A 13,601-nucleotide genomic window follows, 5' to 3' on the forward strand; every position below is an offset into this window, starting at 1 on the left:
CCCCCACTGCCGCTGCGTCCCCGGTGCCCCCTGCCTCGACAGCCGCGGCAGCCGGCTCACGGAAAACCGGGTCCACCAGGCACGTGCGGCAGCCCACCGCGACCGTCAGGCCGCACGCCAGGCATGAAAGCCCGGTACGCCCGCCCGGATCAGATCCGGGCGAGCGTACCGAGGCGGGTGCGACGTTAGTGCGACATTCATGGGGAACACTGTCGAAATGATGACATTGCCGCCTCGTGAACTGGTTGGGTACGCGCTCTGCGCCTGGGACGCCCGCGTCAGCGCAGACGAACGGACCGAGGCCGCTTTCCTGGGTCTCGCCGGGATGATCATCAGTCACAGTCCGGCGACCCTCGACGACACCTGGCCCATCCTGCAAATGATCACAGCATGGGACAAGGTCACCAGCCGAAAACGCCACCGCGCCGACTACCTCGCAATGGCCGACCGCATCCTCGCCCAGCTATAACAACACCAGCGGCCCCCGCCGGAAGGGGGGGGCGCAGCCAATCTCAACGTTTCGTGGGCCAGATTTCATGCCGAGCATCCCACCACACCACATGAAAGACGTTCCCGACCAAAAAACCCCAGAGCCGGCCAGCGCTCCCGATCCGCAACTTCCAGATCTGCGTCATGTCGGATAAACCCAACGCGTCAAGCCGGGCCAGCGCGACCCTATTCGGCAAAGTATGAACATCGTGACGCTTCCCAGGCCATTCGCCCTGATGGAACAGCTCGTGCATCGTCTGGCTCTCGAACTTCGCCATATCCTGAAGCAACGCCATCAAACGCTCATGATCCAGCGACACGAGCCCCCACGGGCCATCCAAGTCCAAATGGCTGAACCGCCAGCACACCCGCTCCTCAGACGTCCTGCTGCTCGGCAGGAGCAAGGCCGGATCCCCAGTGCGCTTCTCGTCCGAGATAGACCCGGGCGGGACGCTGACCTTCTTCCCCTTCCCCCCTTTGCCCATCAGTCTTCGCGGCCCGCCAACGCACCGAAGAAGTCGGCGATCTCCTCATCCCGCAGCTCTTCGTTGCTGCGCTGGAGGTCGTCCTCCAGGCCCGCCCGCCGCCGGGCATCCAGCCAAGGGCCGGGCCGATGCGTCATCGCGGACAGCTCATGGGCAGAAAACGCCTTGAAACTCTCCAGCACGGCGTCGATCGACTCACGCTCGCCCACATCCAGCTTCGACGGGTCGCCGTGAATATCGCCGCTCTCAAGTCGGAACTGGCCGCGGTGCTCGGCGTACAACTCGTACACCACCGGCCCGTTCGCCCACGCCTCGAAACGCTCCGGGAACAGCTGCCGGTCCTCCCAGGCCAGGTGGTACCCGTAGGCGAAATAGCAGAGCTTCTGCAACTTCATCGCGGACATCGGACTGTCCTTGCGCAGTATGTACGCGGCCACGTCCTGAACGCTCGCTGTCATGGTGTCCCCTCTGGTGCCTGTTCCTCACCGTAGATGAGTCCTCTCCGGGTGCGACTCGGCGGGTCTACGGGCAGGACGGCACATCCCCCAGACAGCCCACCGTAGCGACTGGAGCTGGCACCGGTAAGAGGCAGGGTGAAGGTCTGGACAACCCATGACGTGTCGATCGCACGTTCGAATAACTGGTGGGAGGAGTCCACCCAGAGGCCCAATCGTCCAGCCCCACGGAACCGCGTGACGAACGGGCCCGAACACGCCGCGACCCCCATCAATCGGTGGAGGTCACGGCGCACGTGCGCCTTCGGGGACCACGAGGGCACAGGGTCACGACGCCTCACCCTCCTGCGGCGGGTAGGCGATGGCGAGCCCCGGCACCTCCTGCGCAATCCGGGCAACAACCGCCCGGTGCCAGGAAGCCGGGAACGGAACCTCGGGGTGCGCTGCGTGGTACTCGGCATCCGTCCGGTACGTGAACACCCCAGGCCCTGGGAGGTCAAGAAGCTTGCTGACGGCGCCAGCCACGAACTCACCGGTACGGGCCTCCAGGCTCTCCATCTCCAAACGCACCCCGTCAGGGACGGCGTACTTGCCCTGCTCCCAGTGCCGCACCGTGCGGGGGGACACCCCGAGGTGGGCGGCGAGCCAGTCCCCGGTCAGGCCGAGCCAGTCCCGGACCACACGGAACTCGGCGTCCGTCATCCGCTCATCGTCGGACATCCCGGGAGGGTCGGTGTGCTCAGTCATGCTGGGGCCTCCAGGCCGTAAGCCCCGGCGGTATCCGCCGGGGCTGGGGTGGCCGTCAGTTGTCGACGTCGTGCTTCTGGATGATCGTCCACAGGTCGACGTCCTGGATCGCTTCGCGGATGTCGAAGTCGCCGATCTCGTCGGTGTAGTCGGGGTCGGTGTGGTGCAGGCCGATGAACTCGTTGCCCGCGATGGAGATGCCGGCGGGGAGGGCGTCTTCGATGGCGTCGCGGTAGTCGGAGGCGATGAGGTCGAGGGCGCCGCTGCTCTCCATGCGCTCCTGCCAGTCGCTGGGGCCGCCGTTGATGGCGTCCACGATGCTGGCCTCGACGGACAGGTTGCCGCTGTCGCCGTGGTTGTTCCAGGTGCCGTAGCTGGTGGTGACGTTCATGGCCGGGTCCTTCCGGTGGAGTCTGGGGCTGTTCCCCTGACCTCATGACGACAACATTAGCTTCCTGTTTTAGGAAGCGCAAGGGGTGTCGCGCAGAAGAGTGAGAACCCATCAGAAACCCCAGCTCAGAAACGCATCGCCGGATGGCACCGCTGGCACAGGGTGGTCGTCGGCAACCCGTCATGGCCGGTCGCATCCCGCCGGCGGGTCACCTCGCCGCAGTCCGGGTCCCCGCAGTGCGGTACCGTCTCCCACCCTTGAGGCCGCGACCCGTTCCGGCCTTCCTCCTCCAGGCGCCCCCACGAGTCCTGGTACGGCCTGTGCGGGCCCGAACGCCCGGCAAGCTGCATCCACCCATCCACGACCGCATCCGTGCCCTCCAGGGGCCGTCTCGCAGCCTCACGGAACGCCACCGGGTCCGGCAGCTCATCCGCAGCCAGCCGGTGCACGTACACTGCCGCAGCAGAGTTCACCGCGGCACCACCGAGGTCGAGGTACGTCTTCAAGTCCTGCTCGACCCAACCGGCGTCCAGGGCGGCAGCGACAAGGCCGACCAACCGTCCGCGCTGCTTCGACCCCGGCGGGCGACCACGGAAGTCCAGCGCGGACACGAAGGGCTCGGCCTGCGGGTGCAGTTCCGGCGTACCAGTGGCGGTACCTCGGTCTTCGTCTTGATGAAGGAAATCGCCACCGCCTCCTCCCTGCCCAGCCGGCTCATCACCTGCAGACGGCAGCGGGCCGGAGGAGGAGGGAGAGTCTTGAGGAGAAGCAAGGAGAAGAACAGGAGAAGGGGGCCCAACGGTGGTTGGCCCTTCACCCACCACGGTTGGGCCTTCGCCCACTGTGGTTGGGCCTTCCGCAACCACGGTTGGGCCTTCAGGCGTCAAAGGCCCAACCGTGGTTGGCCCTTCCGGCTCACAAGGTCCAACGCTGGTTGGGGCTTCGAAATCCGGCACCCGGAACTGCATCGCCACACCCGGCACCGCATACAACGGACGGCCATCCCGGCCCGTACCGATCGGCAACCGGAACTCCCAGCCCGCCACCGCAAGCCGACGCAGCATCTCCCGGACGCTCAGCTCATCCTTCGCACCCGTCCACCGCACCAAGTCCGCCAAGCGCACCTTGCTGCGCCTGCCCCGGGCCGCGTCGAACCGCCACTCGTCGTCATACCGGGCGTCATCCGCGATCTCCAACGCCACCGCCCGCTGCAAACCCTTGATCTCCGGCCCCAACGCCTCACGCAACTCACGGCGCAACTCGCTACTCATCACAACCTCCACCGCACCGACCAACGCCGAGCAGCACAAACACAGCACTCCTGAGGGAACGCGGGACCCGCCCGCCGATCTGGAAACGGCCGGGCAGCTGGTGCTGCCCGGCCGTAAGGAACCGCAGGGGTCAGGCGCTAAGGGCGACCTGGCCGCCCGACTCGAACATGCCGATCTCGTCGGCGATCTCCGCGTACACCTGCTCCAGCAGCGGGCGGTCGTCCTCGACGTATGCGACGACCTTGTCGATCCGCGAACCGGCAGGCCCCGGGATCTTCTCCGGGCGCTTCCCATGCACCTTCAGGTACCGGTTTGAAACCCGGACCCCGAACCCCGACTGGAACTTCGCCACGGTCGCCGGCTTGTGCCCCTTCTCCGCGAGGAACGTCGACGCGTACAGAGGCGTCTCCGCGGAGTCGAGCTCGGGCCGCTCGCCCATCGCCCGCGCCATGATGACCTTGCCGGTCGCCGCCGCGTAGGACTCCGGCAGGACGTGCCGCAGGATCGCGAGCACCTCGGCCTGCTCCCGGTACGGAAGGGGCCCAGCCGCCGTAGTGACCTCCCGCACCGGCTCCGCCTCGAACCGCCCGGTCTCCCGGATCTCGCGCAGGATTGCCTTGACGCGCTTCTTGATCTCTTTCGCGCCAGGGAGGGTGCTGCGGAAGATCAGCTCCCACATGCCGTCCTCGTAGATGACGTTCAAGCGCTGCGGACCGCCGGGGGTCAGCACGATTTGCTGACCCTTTTCGTCATCACCCAGGAGGCGCGTTGCGTCGCTCGCCTGCCCGTACCCCATGGCCTTCGCGTAGTCCGATGCCACGGCGTAGGGGGTGCCGTGCTCGGTGACACCGAAACGGATGTCCGACCCCGAGACGTTGAACAACTGCACTGCGCTCATCAGATGGCGTCCATCTGCCGGCGAAGCACGCGCAGGGTGTCGACGAACGCCTGCATCTGTGCGATGAGGATGTCGGCGCCATTCTTGTCGACCTCGGCGTCGGTCTCGCCGCTCAGGTACATGACGAGCGTGTCATCGTCCGGCGTGCGGTCGATCTTGAGGAGCTGAGCCTTGATGAGAGCGTCAGCCACATCGCCGTCGAGCGGATCGGGGTTTGCCACGCTGTGCTCTGCCGAGAGGTGGACGGTCATGCGCATGGTGGCGCATGCCGCCGCCTGGTGGCTTTCGCGGCACCAGGCCGGGCAGAGGGTGGGGTGCGCGGCGTGGGTGTCACCCTCAGGCGCATCTACGGATCCGGGCAGTAGAGTAGTCACGTGGACTTCCTCTCTTCGCAGGGAAGGGTCTCCGATCAGCGAGGTGCAACTCGCTGTGCGAACCGGCCGAGGCGTTTGAGCGCCTCGGCCGTTCTCGTCTCAAGCTAAGCCCATTCTGAGCCGAAGGCAAGCCTAGTTAGGCATTCGGTGTGCGTCGGGGGTGGCGCCCACGGCTCTACCTGTGCATGATGTGCCTATGAGTGAGGACTACGAGGCGCTAGGGAGGGCCGTAAGGGAGGCCCGGATCCGCCAAGGCATGACGCAGACCCAGTTGGCCGAGGTGGCTGGAGTGTCGCGAGCCACGCTTCAAAATTTGGAGCGCGGCGGAAGGCTGCGGAGCCTCAACCTAGTGAAGATCGAGTCGGTGCTGGGGTGGGCCCCAGGATCCGTCCAAGCTCTCCTCGAAGGGGGCGCCCCCAGCCCGATAGAGGAGATGCCGGAAGCGGTCGGGGCCTCCTCGGTCACCCTCTCCGAAGAGGAGCTTGCGCAGGCAGTCACCAGCGCCATGGTCGCCACGGTCGACACTGTAACCGCCGCAGAAATCCGCGAGGTCGCGCGGAGGATGGTTGAGGATCTTAAGCAACGCGGAATCCTCTGAGTCCTCCGCATCCTGGGCGCAAGAAGGCCCCGCCAGTGGCGGGGCCTTTCGATTGTCCTGGTCTAGCGGCGGAGCGCCTCATCCAGGTACTCCTGCACGGGCCCAAACAGCCCCCACGGCACGTACTTCGCGATCTCCTCGTGCCTGATCCATTCCACTGCGGCGATCTCTTCGGCGTCCCCGACGATGGCGTCTCCGGAGATCAGCTCGCACGCCACATACGTCATTGGCACCCCTGTCTGCGGGTGGACCCGGTCACCGAGGACTCGGACGGCCTTGACCTCCAGGCCGACCTCCTCCGCGGTCTCCCGCACCGCGGCCTGCTCCGGGGACTCGCCGGCCTCGATGCCGCCGCCGGGGAACGCCCACAGCAGCTTCCCCTCCCGCTGCTGCCGCCGGATCATCAGCACCTTCCCTCTGTCGACGATGATCGCCGTGGAGACGGGGGGCTGGACACTCTGCTCGGTCACGCTGCCTCCAAGGCACTCAAGATCGGCGGGTAGATGTTCTCGGCAGGGATGAAACGGGTCAGGGCGGCGAGGGGCACCCAAGCGACGTCCATGTTCTCGACCGCGTCCAGGTTGCTGGCCTCGCCGGCGAGATAGTCGCAGAGGACGTAGCTGGCCAGCACCCCGGTTTTCGGGTGAACCCGGGTGCCGAGCTCCTCGCGGACCGCAACGTGGACCCCGGTCTCCGCGTGGGTCTCCTGCACCGCCACCGACGCCACGGCGGCGCCCGGCTTGCACATCCCGGCCGGGAACTGCCAACTGAGCGCGTCATCGCCGCGGCGGCACACGAGGAGCACCTCGGCCCCGCGCAGCACCACGGCGATAGCGACCCGGAGCACCTGCGCCTCAGCCTGGGCGGGCTCCTCGGGCGGGCGGGACAGAAGGGTGAAGCGGCGTCTCACGTGCTCGGTAGCCCTCTCGTAGGTGGTGTCGAGGGCCTGCTGCATCTCGGTGCGCGGCACGATCTCCGGGTTTTTGTGCCAGCCGGCGACCGTGCGAACCGCAACCCCGAGCTTCGCGGCGAAGCTCTCGTTCGTCATGCGGAGTGCGGCCTGCAACGCGCAGGCGGTGCGGCCGGTCCACGTGGTGACGTTCACTATCCGGCTCCCCGGGTCGTGGCGTTGCGGGTTCTGCATCACTGCTGCACTGCTACTGCACTGCGGGCCGATCCGGTGCACTGCCACCGCACTGGAAGCTCATCGCCCGGTAAGCCGGCCGCCGGTTGACTTGAAGGCATGGAGATCAGCCGTTCACCTGGAAGCCCGCGAGATTTGCTCCGCTCTGGAGCCGGTCACGCCAAGCAGGTCGCCGACCTGTTGCCAGGAGCGTCCTTCGTGGAGGTTCCGGGCGATCTCGGCTTTGACGTCCTTGAGATTGGCGTCGAGTTGCGCTTCGAGGTTCTTGACCGCCTGGTACCGCTCGACGTCGTCGCTGATCTCTTTGATGGCCGCGATCAGCGACGTCGCGCGGGCTTCCAGGGTGTCGGTCATGGAATGAGAGTAGGGGCCGATCCGGGCCACTTCAAGCAGTTGCTTGACGCGGGCCGGGTGCAGGTCTACTGTCTAACTCAGCACTCCAAGCACCGCTTGAAGCGCCGTTCACTCCTACCGGGCATGCCCGCGAACGGTGCGACAACGAAAACGGGCCGGATGCCAGCGACTCCTACATCGCGCAGCATCCGACCCTCACCGCCAAGGTCTATGAAGGAGACCCCGATGGCTGTGCAGAACTCTACCGTCGAGCGCCCCGCGCTCAGCGACCTATCCCCGGCCGACATCGCCGCCCACGAGGCTGGCTCGTATGTCCGCCGCGAGACAGTCTCGTACACCGACCTCGCCCGTGCTCGGCACGACCAGGACTGCGCCCGGTGCCGCACTCTCACCGAGGAGAGCGACGCCCGCGCTGCGGCTTACGGCGAGTCCATTCGTCGCCGCGACCGCCAGCAGCTCGGCCTCCAGCGTGTGATCGCCGGGAGCATCCGGTGATCGCCCCGATGTCTGCGGCGGACCGCAAGGCTCACGTGAAGGCGTCGCACCGCCGCCTGGCCCGGGTTTCCCAGGAGTCCCCGACCCCGCCCTCGGATCCGGCTGCTCGCCGCCGGTTCATCGCGCAGCGGCAGTGGTGACTGGCTGTGTTCGGGTCTGCTGACTTGTGTTCCGCTGACCGTGACACTCGTCTCCGCTTGGACCGCATCAATCGGGCTGCGGTGGCTGCCGAGGCTGCGAAGGCGAAGCGGGAAGCCGCCGCGAAGGCGCGTACCGCCCACTGACTTCCGCGCCCCTGTCGGCGAACTCCCCCGGTCGGCCGGGGTGCGGCTCTCCACCCTCACCCACCCTGGAAGGACAGTCATGCCCAGTCTCGACATTCCTGACGTGCACGTGCTGCTGGCCGCCGAGGGGACTCTGCTCCTCGATCGCCCGCAGAGTGAAGCCGACGTGTCGGCCGCAGTCGCCCAGGCGCTGGAGGCGGTGACCCAGGCGTACCGGGTTGCTTACGCCCACGCCGGTGGTGACGACGAGGACGACACGGTTGACGGCCTCGACATGGCGTTCCACCTGCTCCGCAGCATCGCCAACGACCTGAAGTAACCCCCACCCCAACACCCCACTTCACCACTCGAAGGGCACCTCCATGTCTCCGTACCTGATGAACGCTGCTGACCTCGCTGTCTTGTCTGATGCGGACACGGCGACCGTTTCCTCGCTGGCTGCCCGCCGCCGGTCGCAGATCACCGTTGCTCAGGCCGAGCAGCTGGCTGCTGACCGCCTCGCAGTGTCCCTGTTGTCGGAGTTCCGGGCGGCGTGGTCGGTCGGTGACCACGACCAGATGACGGCTGTGGTGCTTGCCGCGATTGACCTGGATCAGGCCGCCCCGGGTTCGCCGCGGTTGATGGATGAGATTCGCGGGCTGAACACCCCGGCCGCGGCCTGACCCGCGCAGCCGTCCCGGAGCACCATCCCTGCGAGGTTCGGCCGAGCCGACAGACCGGACCCCGCCCCACTCCGAAAGGACCCGCCATGACCACGCAGACCGAGACCGCCACCGCCGCCGAGCCGCAGGAGGTGTTCGTCGAGCTCGTCACCATCGACGGCACCCGCTACACCAAGGGCGAGCCCGCCCCGCACGGCACCCTCACCACGTACTCCGGCACGAACATGCCCCTCAGGGTCCAGGACTACCGCCACCGCGGCGACTGGGTCGAGATCGGCCTGTCCGACGGCTACGCCCTGCGCGTCCCCGAGGCGCAGGTCGCCCGTCTCGTGCTCCGCACCTGCTGACCCCGGCCCGCCCTGTCGCCCCAGCCCCGGACCTCGGTGGCTGGTGGCGGTGGAGAGGCCCGGAACAGCCCGAGCCCATACCCATGGAGGACCCCCGTGTTCGGACGCAAGACGGACAAGCAGTGCGCCCAGCAGGCCGTTGCCGCCGCGATCGTCACCGGCACCCAGACCGGCACCGAGCGGGCCGTCGCCGAATCCCTCACCCGCGAGGAGATGCAGCGCGCGAAGGCGTACCTGGAGTCCGGCAAGCCCCTCACCGGCCGCTGACCAACCACTCGCTGATCCAGAAGGGACCGCACCGTGACGACCAGCCCGCCCCAGGTGAACGGCCGCCCCCGCACTCTGCCCGTCCTGGGGGAGTGGCAGGCCATCACCAAAGCCACCGAATGGCCCGCCCTCACCGAGCCGGCCGAACCTGCCGGGCCGAAGTCGGACCTGATCGCCGAAGCCGAAGCCGAAGCGGTAAGGGCCAGGGCGCACGCCGAGGCGGAAGAGCGCCGCCTCAAGGCCCAAGCCGAAGCCGAAGCGGTACGCATCAAGGCCGCCGAGGAGGCCCGGAAGCTCAAGCTGGCCAACGACAAAGCCGAAGCCCGCGCCATCGAAGAGCAGGCTGCCCGGGATGCCCGCATCGCCGAGTCCGAGCGGAAGAGGGCAGCAGCCGAGCGCGGCCAGCAGGACGACGAGCGCGCCCACTGCGAGCAGCAGCAGAACGAGGCCACCGCCGAAGCCGAGATTGCTAAGGCGGCCAGCACCTGGCGGTTCTACGCGGTCATGTTCTACGCCGTGTGCGCGGTCGTTGCCCTGCCGGTTCAGATCGCTGCGTTCTGGGACCCGAACGCCTGGTGGCTGGTGATCGCCCCGCTCATGCTCGAAGGCGCCGCGCTCGTCGTCACCAAGGGCGCCGCCGCAGCTGTCGCGGCGAACCGGCCGCACTGGCACTACCGCACCGTCGCCTGGCTGTTCGCGGCCATCGCCGCCGGGATCAACCTCAAGCACGGGTTGGACGCCTTCGACCCGGCCACCGCGATCGGCACCGCTTTCGCATCGCTCGCCGGCCCCGGTGTGTGGGACCTTCACGAGCACGGGCGGATCCGGCGGCGTGACGGGGTGCTCACCCGGCGGGAGCGTCGCGCGGCGAAGAAGGCCGCGAAGCGAGCGGCTGCCGAGCAGGTCACGGCGAAGCTGCACGAAGCCGAGCGGCAGGCCCATCTGGAGAACGCCGCACGCAAAACCGCCAGCAAGCTGGACGCCGACCGCAAGCAGATGTTCCCCCAGGTCCACGAGCACGCCCTGAAGCTCGCCGCGGACCTCGGCGAGACGGCCATCACCCCGGCGATCTGGCGGCAGGCTAAGCGCAACGTTGAGGGCACCGACCCGGGCGAGTCAGCCGACACGATCCGCATGCGCAACGCGGCCGAGATGAGGGTCGAAGCCGCCCGTCTCAAGAAGCCCGTCAGCACCCTCAGCAAGACCACGAATGCGCAGCGTGCCGCCCATCTCCCCCCTGCCTCCACGAAGCCCCGCCCGAAGCCCATTCCCCCCCGCCGGAAGCGTGGCGACAGCACCCCGTTCCATCCGGCCGCGAAGCGTCTTGCGGCCGACACCGCACGCCGGTCCATGACTGTCCGCATCAACGATGAGGAGAACCGATGAACACCCCGCCCCGTCCCCGCACCGCACCCACGAACGGTGCCGTCCACAACAGCAAGACGCGCACCGGCGGAGGCTTCAACCCGTCGCTCGGATTTTCCGTGAACAAGACCGTCATGCAGGGCGGTACGGGGGCTGGCGCAGGAGCTGCCGGCAAAACCGGCGGGAAGGTCCCCGGCTCCGACTTCATGTCCAACGAGGACATCCGTGCGTTCTGCGAGTACCTCCGCAAGGAGTCCCGGAACCGGGCCACCGAGCGGGCCATGGACGCCGACCACCTCGAAGCCGTCCTCCGCACCATCCCCGACGCCGGCGGCAGCCTCCACGGCTCCCGGGCCCGGGCCCGCCGTGTGTCCCGGTGGCTGAAGAAGGTCGCCGCTGCGGAGAAAGCAATCCAGAAGTACTCCGCGATGGTGTACGGCACGTTCGAGCGCGAGTACGAGTCCGACCTGCGAAAGGTCGGCAAGGGCCGCAACCAGCCCCCGCGCACCAGCAAGTTCGGCTGGCGCTAAACCCCACCCGTACACCCCATCACCCGCTGAAAGGCCACACCCATGAAGCAGACCTGGACCGCAACAACCATCGCCGAAGCCCTCAACCTCCTCGACGCGGCGACGAAGCAGCTCGAAGCGCAGGCGCTCGCCCTGGAGCCCGGCAGCTTCCACGAGCGTAAGGAAGCCGAGCGCGCCACCCCGATCCACCTCGTCATCGACTTCGACCTCACCGACCTCATCCAGCGGACCACCGACAAGCACTTGACCCGACAGACCAGCCACGGCTGATCGCCCAACTCGAAGAAATTAGGAGAACACCCCCGTGGCTGACAGCCCCAAGGCCAACCTGTGGAAGGCCACCACGCACCCCCGCATGAGGCCCTGGCTGACAGTCGCCGCCGAGGTCCCCGCCACCTTCGCCGCCCACCACTACTGGGGCGACTCCGTACCCGCAGCAATCGGCCTCACCGTCGCAGCCGGAGTACTGACCGCCGCAACCTGGTGGGCGGGGGAGGGGACCCGGCCCGGACGCCGGATCCACGCCACCCTGTCCACCGGCCTCGGCACCTCCTACCTCGTCGTCGGAACCGCCGTCGGCCCGTTCGACCCCGCCCTGGCCTCAACCCTCGTCATCGGCGGCGCCGTGGCCGCAGGGTCGTGGAACATCCGCCAGGCGCTGCGCGTCAACGTCGACCCCCAGAAGTCCGGCGGCAGCGCCGAGACCGGGATCCTCGTCAAGGCCATCGGCGACGCCAAGGTCGCCCTCCGCGGCAAGCCGAAAATCGAACCCAACAAGGTCACCGTGCCCCTGCAACTGGCCGCCGGGCAGGTCACCTCCGACGACCTCGGCAACCGCATCAAGCACATCGCCGGCGAGCTCGGCGTCTCCCCGAACAGCATCCGCGTCATCCCCGACCCCGACGACGCAGCCCGCGCCACCCTCGTCGTTGTACCCAAGGACGAACTGAAGACCAGCACCATCTGGCCTGGCCCGTCCAACCCGGGCGGCAGCATCACTGACCCGATCGCCATCGGGATCTACGAGGACGGCGAAGTGGCCGTCCTGTGGTTCCCCTTCGACTCGCACACCAAGAGGAACGCCACCCACTTTCTGGCCGCGGGCATGAACGGCTCCGCGAAGTCCACCGGCATCAGCGTCGCCATGGCCGAAGTGCTGACCAAGCCCGACGCCATTGTTTGGGCCGTCGACCCCTCCAAGGGGCAGCAGACCTTCGCCCCGTTCCTGCCCCACCTCGACTGGGTCGAGATGACCGAAGCCGGCGGCAACGAGATGATCGACGCCCTGTCCCAGGTCATCACCGCCCGCGCCAACCACCTTGGCCAACACGGCTACAAGAACTGGACCCCGGACGCGTTCGACCAGCTCGGCATGCCTTACATGATCGTGTGGATCGAGGAAGCCGCGAAATTCTTCCGCAACGGCACCGAAATGGAAGGTCTGGTCATGGAGGCCCGATCCGCCGGGATCAGCGTCATCATCAGCCTCCAACGCCCCTCCGCCACCAGCATGCCCACCGACGTCCGCGAGCAGCTCGGCGGCGTCCTGTGCTTCGGCGTGAAGGGCTCCACCACCGCCGACATGGCCCTCCCTGACGACGTCCGCGACGCCGGGGCCCGCCCTGAGGCATGGGAGAACCGCAAGCCCGGCTACGCCTACCTCGTCGCCCCCGGCGTCGACGAGGAGCGCTACGCCACCCCCCTGCGCACCTACCTCATCGACGACGACCAGATCACCGGGGCCCTTTCCATCCTGCCCCGCACCCCCATCGACCCCGTCACCGCCGCCGCAGCCGGTGACGCCTACGCCAACCGCACCCGATACGACGCTGACACGCCCCTGACCAGCAGTGACAGCACCCGACAGGAGACAACCGTCATGTCGAACAACGAGAACGAACAGGCCGAGAAGGCGCTGCTGGAAAAGCAGGTCGACCGGGAGATCGACGCCATGGTCGGCGACGACCCCGACGACGACGGGTCCGTACCCGACGTCGACGCCGAACAGGAGATTCCCGCCCCGACCGAGACATGGTCGTTCGGGCAGGCACCGGCGCCGTCTGTAGAGAACACGCCGCAGGCTGGCATGGAGGCGCTGATGGCCATGCTCGACGAGTTCCGGACCGAGGAGAAGGAGTTCATCGGGCCGCGGGACTTCGGCCCGTTCGGCAAGGGGGAGCGCATCGGAAGGTCCCGATCCTGGGTGTCAATGCAGCTGGGAGACCTATCAGACGCTGGAGTTCACCTCCAGGAGACCGAGCAGCCGGGCGTCTACCGGCTGCTCTACCCGGAGCTGGCGGCGGTCTGACACCTAGGTGTCAGAAGCTAACACCCCTTCTGACCTGCGGTAACACCGGATTCACACCTGAATTCCATGATCATTTGTCGATGGAGGTGTGAATCCGGGGTGTTAGCGCCCTCGCGAGGGTCGATCTCTTAGGTCAT

Annotated in this window: 21 protein-coding genes; 11 read left to right on the plus strand and 10 right to left on the minus strand. The window is 67.5% G+C overall.

Annotated features, from left to right (window positions below; all coding sequences use genetic code 11):
• The first annotated feature begins 217 nt into the window (after nucleotides 1-217).
• A complete protein-coding gene (locus EES43_RS24720; protein ID WP_124270766.1) occupies nucleotides 218-469 on the plus strand; it encodes a hypothetical protein in 252 nt (83 codons plus the stop codon).
• Nucleotides 470-512: 43 nt separating this feature from the next.
• Here the strand turns inward: EES43_RS24720 and EES43_RS24725 are convergent, their stop codons facing one another.
• The 7 genes from EES43_RS24725 to EES43_RS24755 all read right to left on the minus strand — a co-directional run bounded on the left by EES43_RS24725 (nucleotide 513) and on the right by EES43_RS24755 (nucleotide 5,110).
• Nucleotides 513-893: a hypothetical protein gene (locus EES43_RS24725; RefSeq protein WP_124270767.1), complete on the minus strand. Its 381-nt coding sequence runs from the start codon at nucleotides 891-893 to the stop codon at nucleotides 513-515.
• Between the two features lie 80 nt (nucleotides 894-973).
• Nucleotides 974-1,432 carry a Panacea domain-containing protein gene (locus tag EES43_RS24730; protein WP_124270768.1) on the minus strand — a complete coding sequence of 153 codons (459 nt, stop codon included), beginning with the start codon at nucleotides 1,430-1,432 and terminating at the stop codon, nucleotides 974-976.
• 324 nt (nucleotides 1,433-1,756) lie between these two features.
• Nucleotides 1,757-2,176: a helix-turn-helix domain-containing protein gene (locus tag EES43_RS24735; RefSeq protein ID WP_124270769.1), complete on the minus strand. Its 420-nt coding sequence runs from the start codon at nucleotides 2,174-2,176 to the stop codon at nucleotides 1,757-1,759.
• Between the two features lie 55 nt (nucleotides 2,177-2,231).
• On the minus strand, nucleotides 2,232-2,567 hold the full coding sequence (locus EES43_RS24740; protein ID WP_124270770.1) for a hypothetical protein: 336 nt from the start codon (nucleotides 2,565-2,567) through the stop codon (nucleotides 2,232-2,234).
• A gap of 125 nt (nucleotides 2,568-2,692) precedes the next feature.
• Nucleotides 2,693-3,838 (minus strand): hypothetical protein, encoded by a 1,146-nt coding sequence (locus EES43_RS24745; protein ID WP_124270771.1) that lies wholly within the window; start codon nucleotides 3,836-3,838, stop codon nucleotides 2,693-2,695.
• Nucleotides 3,839-3,968: 130 nt separating this feature from the next.
• Entirely contained in the window at nucleotides 3,969-4,736 is a 768-nt protein-coding gene (locus tag EES43_RS24750; protein WP_124270772.1) for a BRO-N domain-containing protein, read from the minus strand.
• The gene (locus tag EES43_RS24755; protein ID WP_124270773.1) at nucleotides 4,736-5,110 is read right to left on the minus strand and encodes a DUF6907 domain-containing protein; all 375 of its coding nucleotides are present in this window, start codon (nucleotides 5,108-5,110) and stop codon (nucleotides 4,736-4,738) included. The genes EES43_RS24750 and EES43_RS24755 overlap by 1 nt, the downstream gene beginning before the upstream one ends.
• A 196-nt stretch (nucleotides 5,111-5,306) precedes the next feature.
• Between EES43_RS24755 and EES43_RS24760 the strand changes: the two genes are divergently transcribed.
• Nucleotides 5,307-5,708 carry a helix-turn-helix domain-containing protein gene (locus EES43_RS24760; protein ID WP_124270774.1) on the plus strand — a complete coding sequence of 134 codons (402 nt, stop codon included), beginning with the start codon at nucleotides 5,307-5,309 and terminating at the stop codon, nucleotides 5,706-5,708.
• 62 nt (nucleotides 5,709-5,770) lie between these two features.
• On the opposite strand, the gene EES43_RS24765 is transcribed toward EES43_RS24760, so the two are convergent.
• From EES43_RS24765 to EES43_RS24775, 3 genes are all read right to left on the minus strand, one after another.
• On the minus strand, nucleotides 5,771-6,178 hold the full coding sequence (locus tag EES43_RS24765; protein WP_124270775.1) for an NUDIX hydrolase: 408 nt from the start codon (nucleotides 6,176-6,178) through the stop codon (nucleotides 5,771-5,773).
• Entirely contained in the window at nucleotides 6,175-6,852 is a 678-nt protein-coding gene (locus tag EES43_RS24770) for an NUDIX domain-containing protein (protein ID WP_124272142.1), read from the minus strand. Before EES43_RS24770 ends, EES43_RS24765 begins: the two co-directional genes overlap by 4 nt.
• A 114-nt stretch (nucleotides 6,853-6,966) precedes the next feature.
• Nucleotides 6,967-7,206: a hypothetical protein gene (locus EES43_RS24775; RefSeq protein WP_124270776.1), complete on the minus strand. Its 240-nt coding sequence runs from the start codon at nucleotides 7,204-7,206 to the stop codon at nucleotides 6,967-6,969.
• A gap of 225 nt (nucleotides 7,207-7,431) precedes the next feature.
• Between EES43_RS24775 and EES43_RS24780 the strand changes: the two genes are divergently transcribed.
• From EES43_RS24780 to traB, 9 genes are all read left to right on the plus strand, one after another.
• A complete protein-coding gene (locus tag EES43_RS24780) occupies nucleotides 7,432-7,701 on the plus strand; it encodes a hypothetical protein (protein WP_124270777.1) in 270 nt (89 codons plus the stop codon).
• A 363-nt stretch (nucleotides 7,702-8,064) separates the two neighbouring features.
• Nucleotides 8,065-8,304, plus strand: coding sequence for a hypothetical protein (locus tag EES43_RS24785; protein ID WP_124270778.1), 240 nt, complete (start codon nucleotides 8,065-8,067; stop codon nucleotides 8,302-8,304).
• 43 nt (nucleotides 8,305-8,347) lie between these two features.
• Complete coding sequence (locus EES43_RS24790) at nucleotides 8,348-8,647, plus strand: hypothetical protein (RefSeq protein ID WP_124270779.1); 300 nt, start codon at nucleotides 8,348-8,350, stop codon at nucleotides 8,645-8,647.
• 86 nt (nucleotides 8,648-8,733) lie between these two features.
• A complete protein-coding gene (locus EES43_RS24795) occupies nucleotides 8,734-8,994 on the plus strand; it encodes a hypothetical protein (RefSeq protein ID WP_124270780.1) in 261 nt (86 codons plus the stop codon).
• 96 nt (nucleotides 8,995-9,090) lie between these two features.
• Nucleotides 9,091-9,261 (plus strand): hypothetical protein, encoded by a 171-nt coding sequence (locus EES43_RS30790; RefSeq protein ID WP_164493254.1) that lies wholly within the window; start codon nucleotides 9,091-9,093, stop codon nucleotides 9,259-9,261.
• Nucleotides 9,262-9,294: 33 nt separating this feature from the next.
• The gene (locus EES43_RS24800; protein WP_124270781.1) at nucleotides 9,295-10,647 is read left to right on the plus strand and encodes a DUF2637 domain-containing protein; all 1,353 of its coding nucleotides are present in this window, start codon (nucleotides 9,295-9,297) and stop codon (nucleotides 10,645-10,647) included.
• Entirely contained in the window at nucleotides 10,644-11,156 is a 513-nt protein-coding gene (gene traA, locus EES43_RS24805; protein WP_124270782.1) for a plasmid transfer protein TraA, read from the plus strand. The genes EES43_RS24800 and traA overlap by 4 nt, the downstream gene beginning before the upstream one ends.
• Before the next feature lie 42 nt (nucleotides 11,157-11,198).
• On the plus strand, nucleotides 11,199-11,426 hold the full coding sequence (locus EES43_RS24810; RefSeq protein WP_124270783.1) for a hypothetical protein: 228 nt from the start codon (nucleotides 11,199-11,201) through the stop codon (nucleotides 11,424-11,426).
• A gap of 34 nt (nucleotides 11,427-11,460) precedes the next feature.
• Nucleotides 11,461-13,464: a plasmid transfer protein TraB gene (gene traB / locus EES43_RS24815; RefSeq protein WP_124270784.1), complete on the plus strand. Its 2,004-nt coding sequence runs from the start codon at nucleotides 11,461-11,463 to the stop codon at nucleotides 13,462-13,464.
• Nucleotides 13,465-13,601: the final 137 nt, after the last annotated feature.

This window comes from Streptomyces sp. ADI96-02, assembly GCF_003846185.1.
Taxonomy (GTDB): domain Bacteria; phylum Actinomycetota; class Actinomycetes; order Streptomycetales; family Streptomycetaceae; genus Streptomyces.

What these genes read in the sequence shown, in the direction of transcription:
- EES43_RS24720 (WP_124270766.1), top strand. Translation starts at nt 218, where the DNA reads ATGATGACATTGCCGCCTCGTGAACTGGTTGGGTACGCGCTCTGCGCC.
- EES43_RS24730 (WP_124270768.1), bottom strand. Translation starts at nt 1,432, where the DNA reads ATGACAGCGAGCGTTCAGGACGTGGCCGCGTACATACTGCGCAAGGAC.
- EES43_RS24735 (WP_124270769.1), bottom strand. Translation starts at nt 2,176, where the DNA reads ATGACTGAGCACACCGACCCTCCCGGGATGTCCGACGATGAGCGGATG.
- EES43_RS24740 (WP_124270770.1), bottom strand. Translation starts at nt 2,567, where the DNA reads ATGAACGTCACCACCAGCTACGGCACCTGGAACAACCACGGCGACAGC.
- EES43_RS24745 (WP_124270771.1), bottom strand. Translation starts at nt 3,838, where the DNA reads ATGAGTAGCGAGTTGCGCCGTGAGTTGCGTGAGGCGTTGGGGCCGGAG.
- EES43_RS24750 (WP_124270772.1), bottom strand. Translation starts at nt 4,736, where the DNA reads ATGAGCGCAGTGCAGTTGTTCAACGTCTCGGGGTCGGACATCCGTTTC.
- EES43_RS24760 (WP_124270774.1), top strand. Translation starts at nt 5,307, where the DNA reads ATGAGTGAGGACTACGAGGCGCTAGGGAGGGCCGTAAGGGAGGCCCGG.
- EES43_RS24770 (WP_124272142.1), bottom strand. Translation starts at nt 6,852, where the DNA reads ATGCAGAACCCGCAACGCCACGACCCGGGGAGCCGGATAGTGAACGTC.
- EES43_RS24775 (WP_124270776.1), bottom strand. Translation starts at nt 7,206, where the DNA reads ATGACCGACACCCTGGAAGCCCGCGCGACGTCGCTGATCGCGGCCATC.
- EES43_RS24780 (WP_124270777.1), top strand. Translation starts at nt 7,432, where the DNA reads ATGGCTGTGCAGAACTCTACCGTCGAGCGCCCCGCGCTCAGCGACCTA.
- EES43_RS24785 (WP_124270778.1), top strand. Translation starts at nt 8,065, where the DNA reads ATGCCCAGTCTCGACATTCCTGACGTGCACGTGCTGCTGGCCGCCGAG.
- EES43_RS24790 (WP_124270779.1), top strand. Translation starts at nt 8,348, where the DNA reads ATGTCTCCGTACCTGATGAACGCTGCTGACCTCGCTGTCTTGTCTGAT.
- EES43_RS24795 (WP_124270780.1), top strand. Translation starts at nt 8,734, where the DNA reads ATGACCACGCAGACCGAGACCGCCACCGCCGCCGAGCCGCAGGAGGTG.
- traA (WP_124270782.1), top strand. Translation starts at nt 10,644, where the DNA reads ATGAACACCCCGCCCCGTCCCCGCACCGCACCCACGAACGGTGCCGTC.
- EES43_RS24810 (WP_124270783.1), top strand. Translation starts at nt 11,199, where the DNA reads ATGAAGCAGACCTGGACCGCAACAACCATCGCCGAAGCCCTCAACCTC.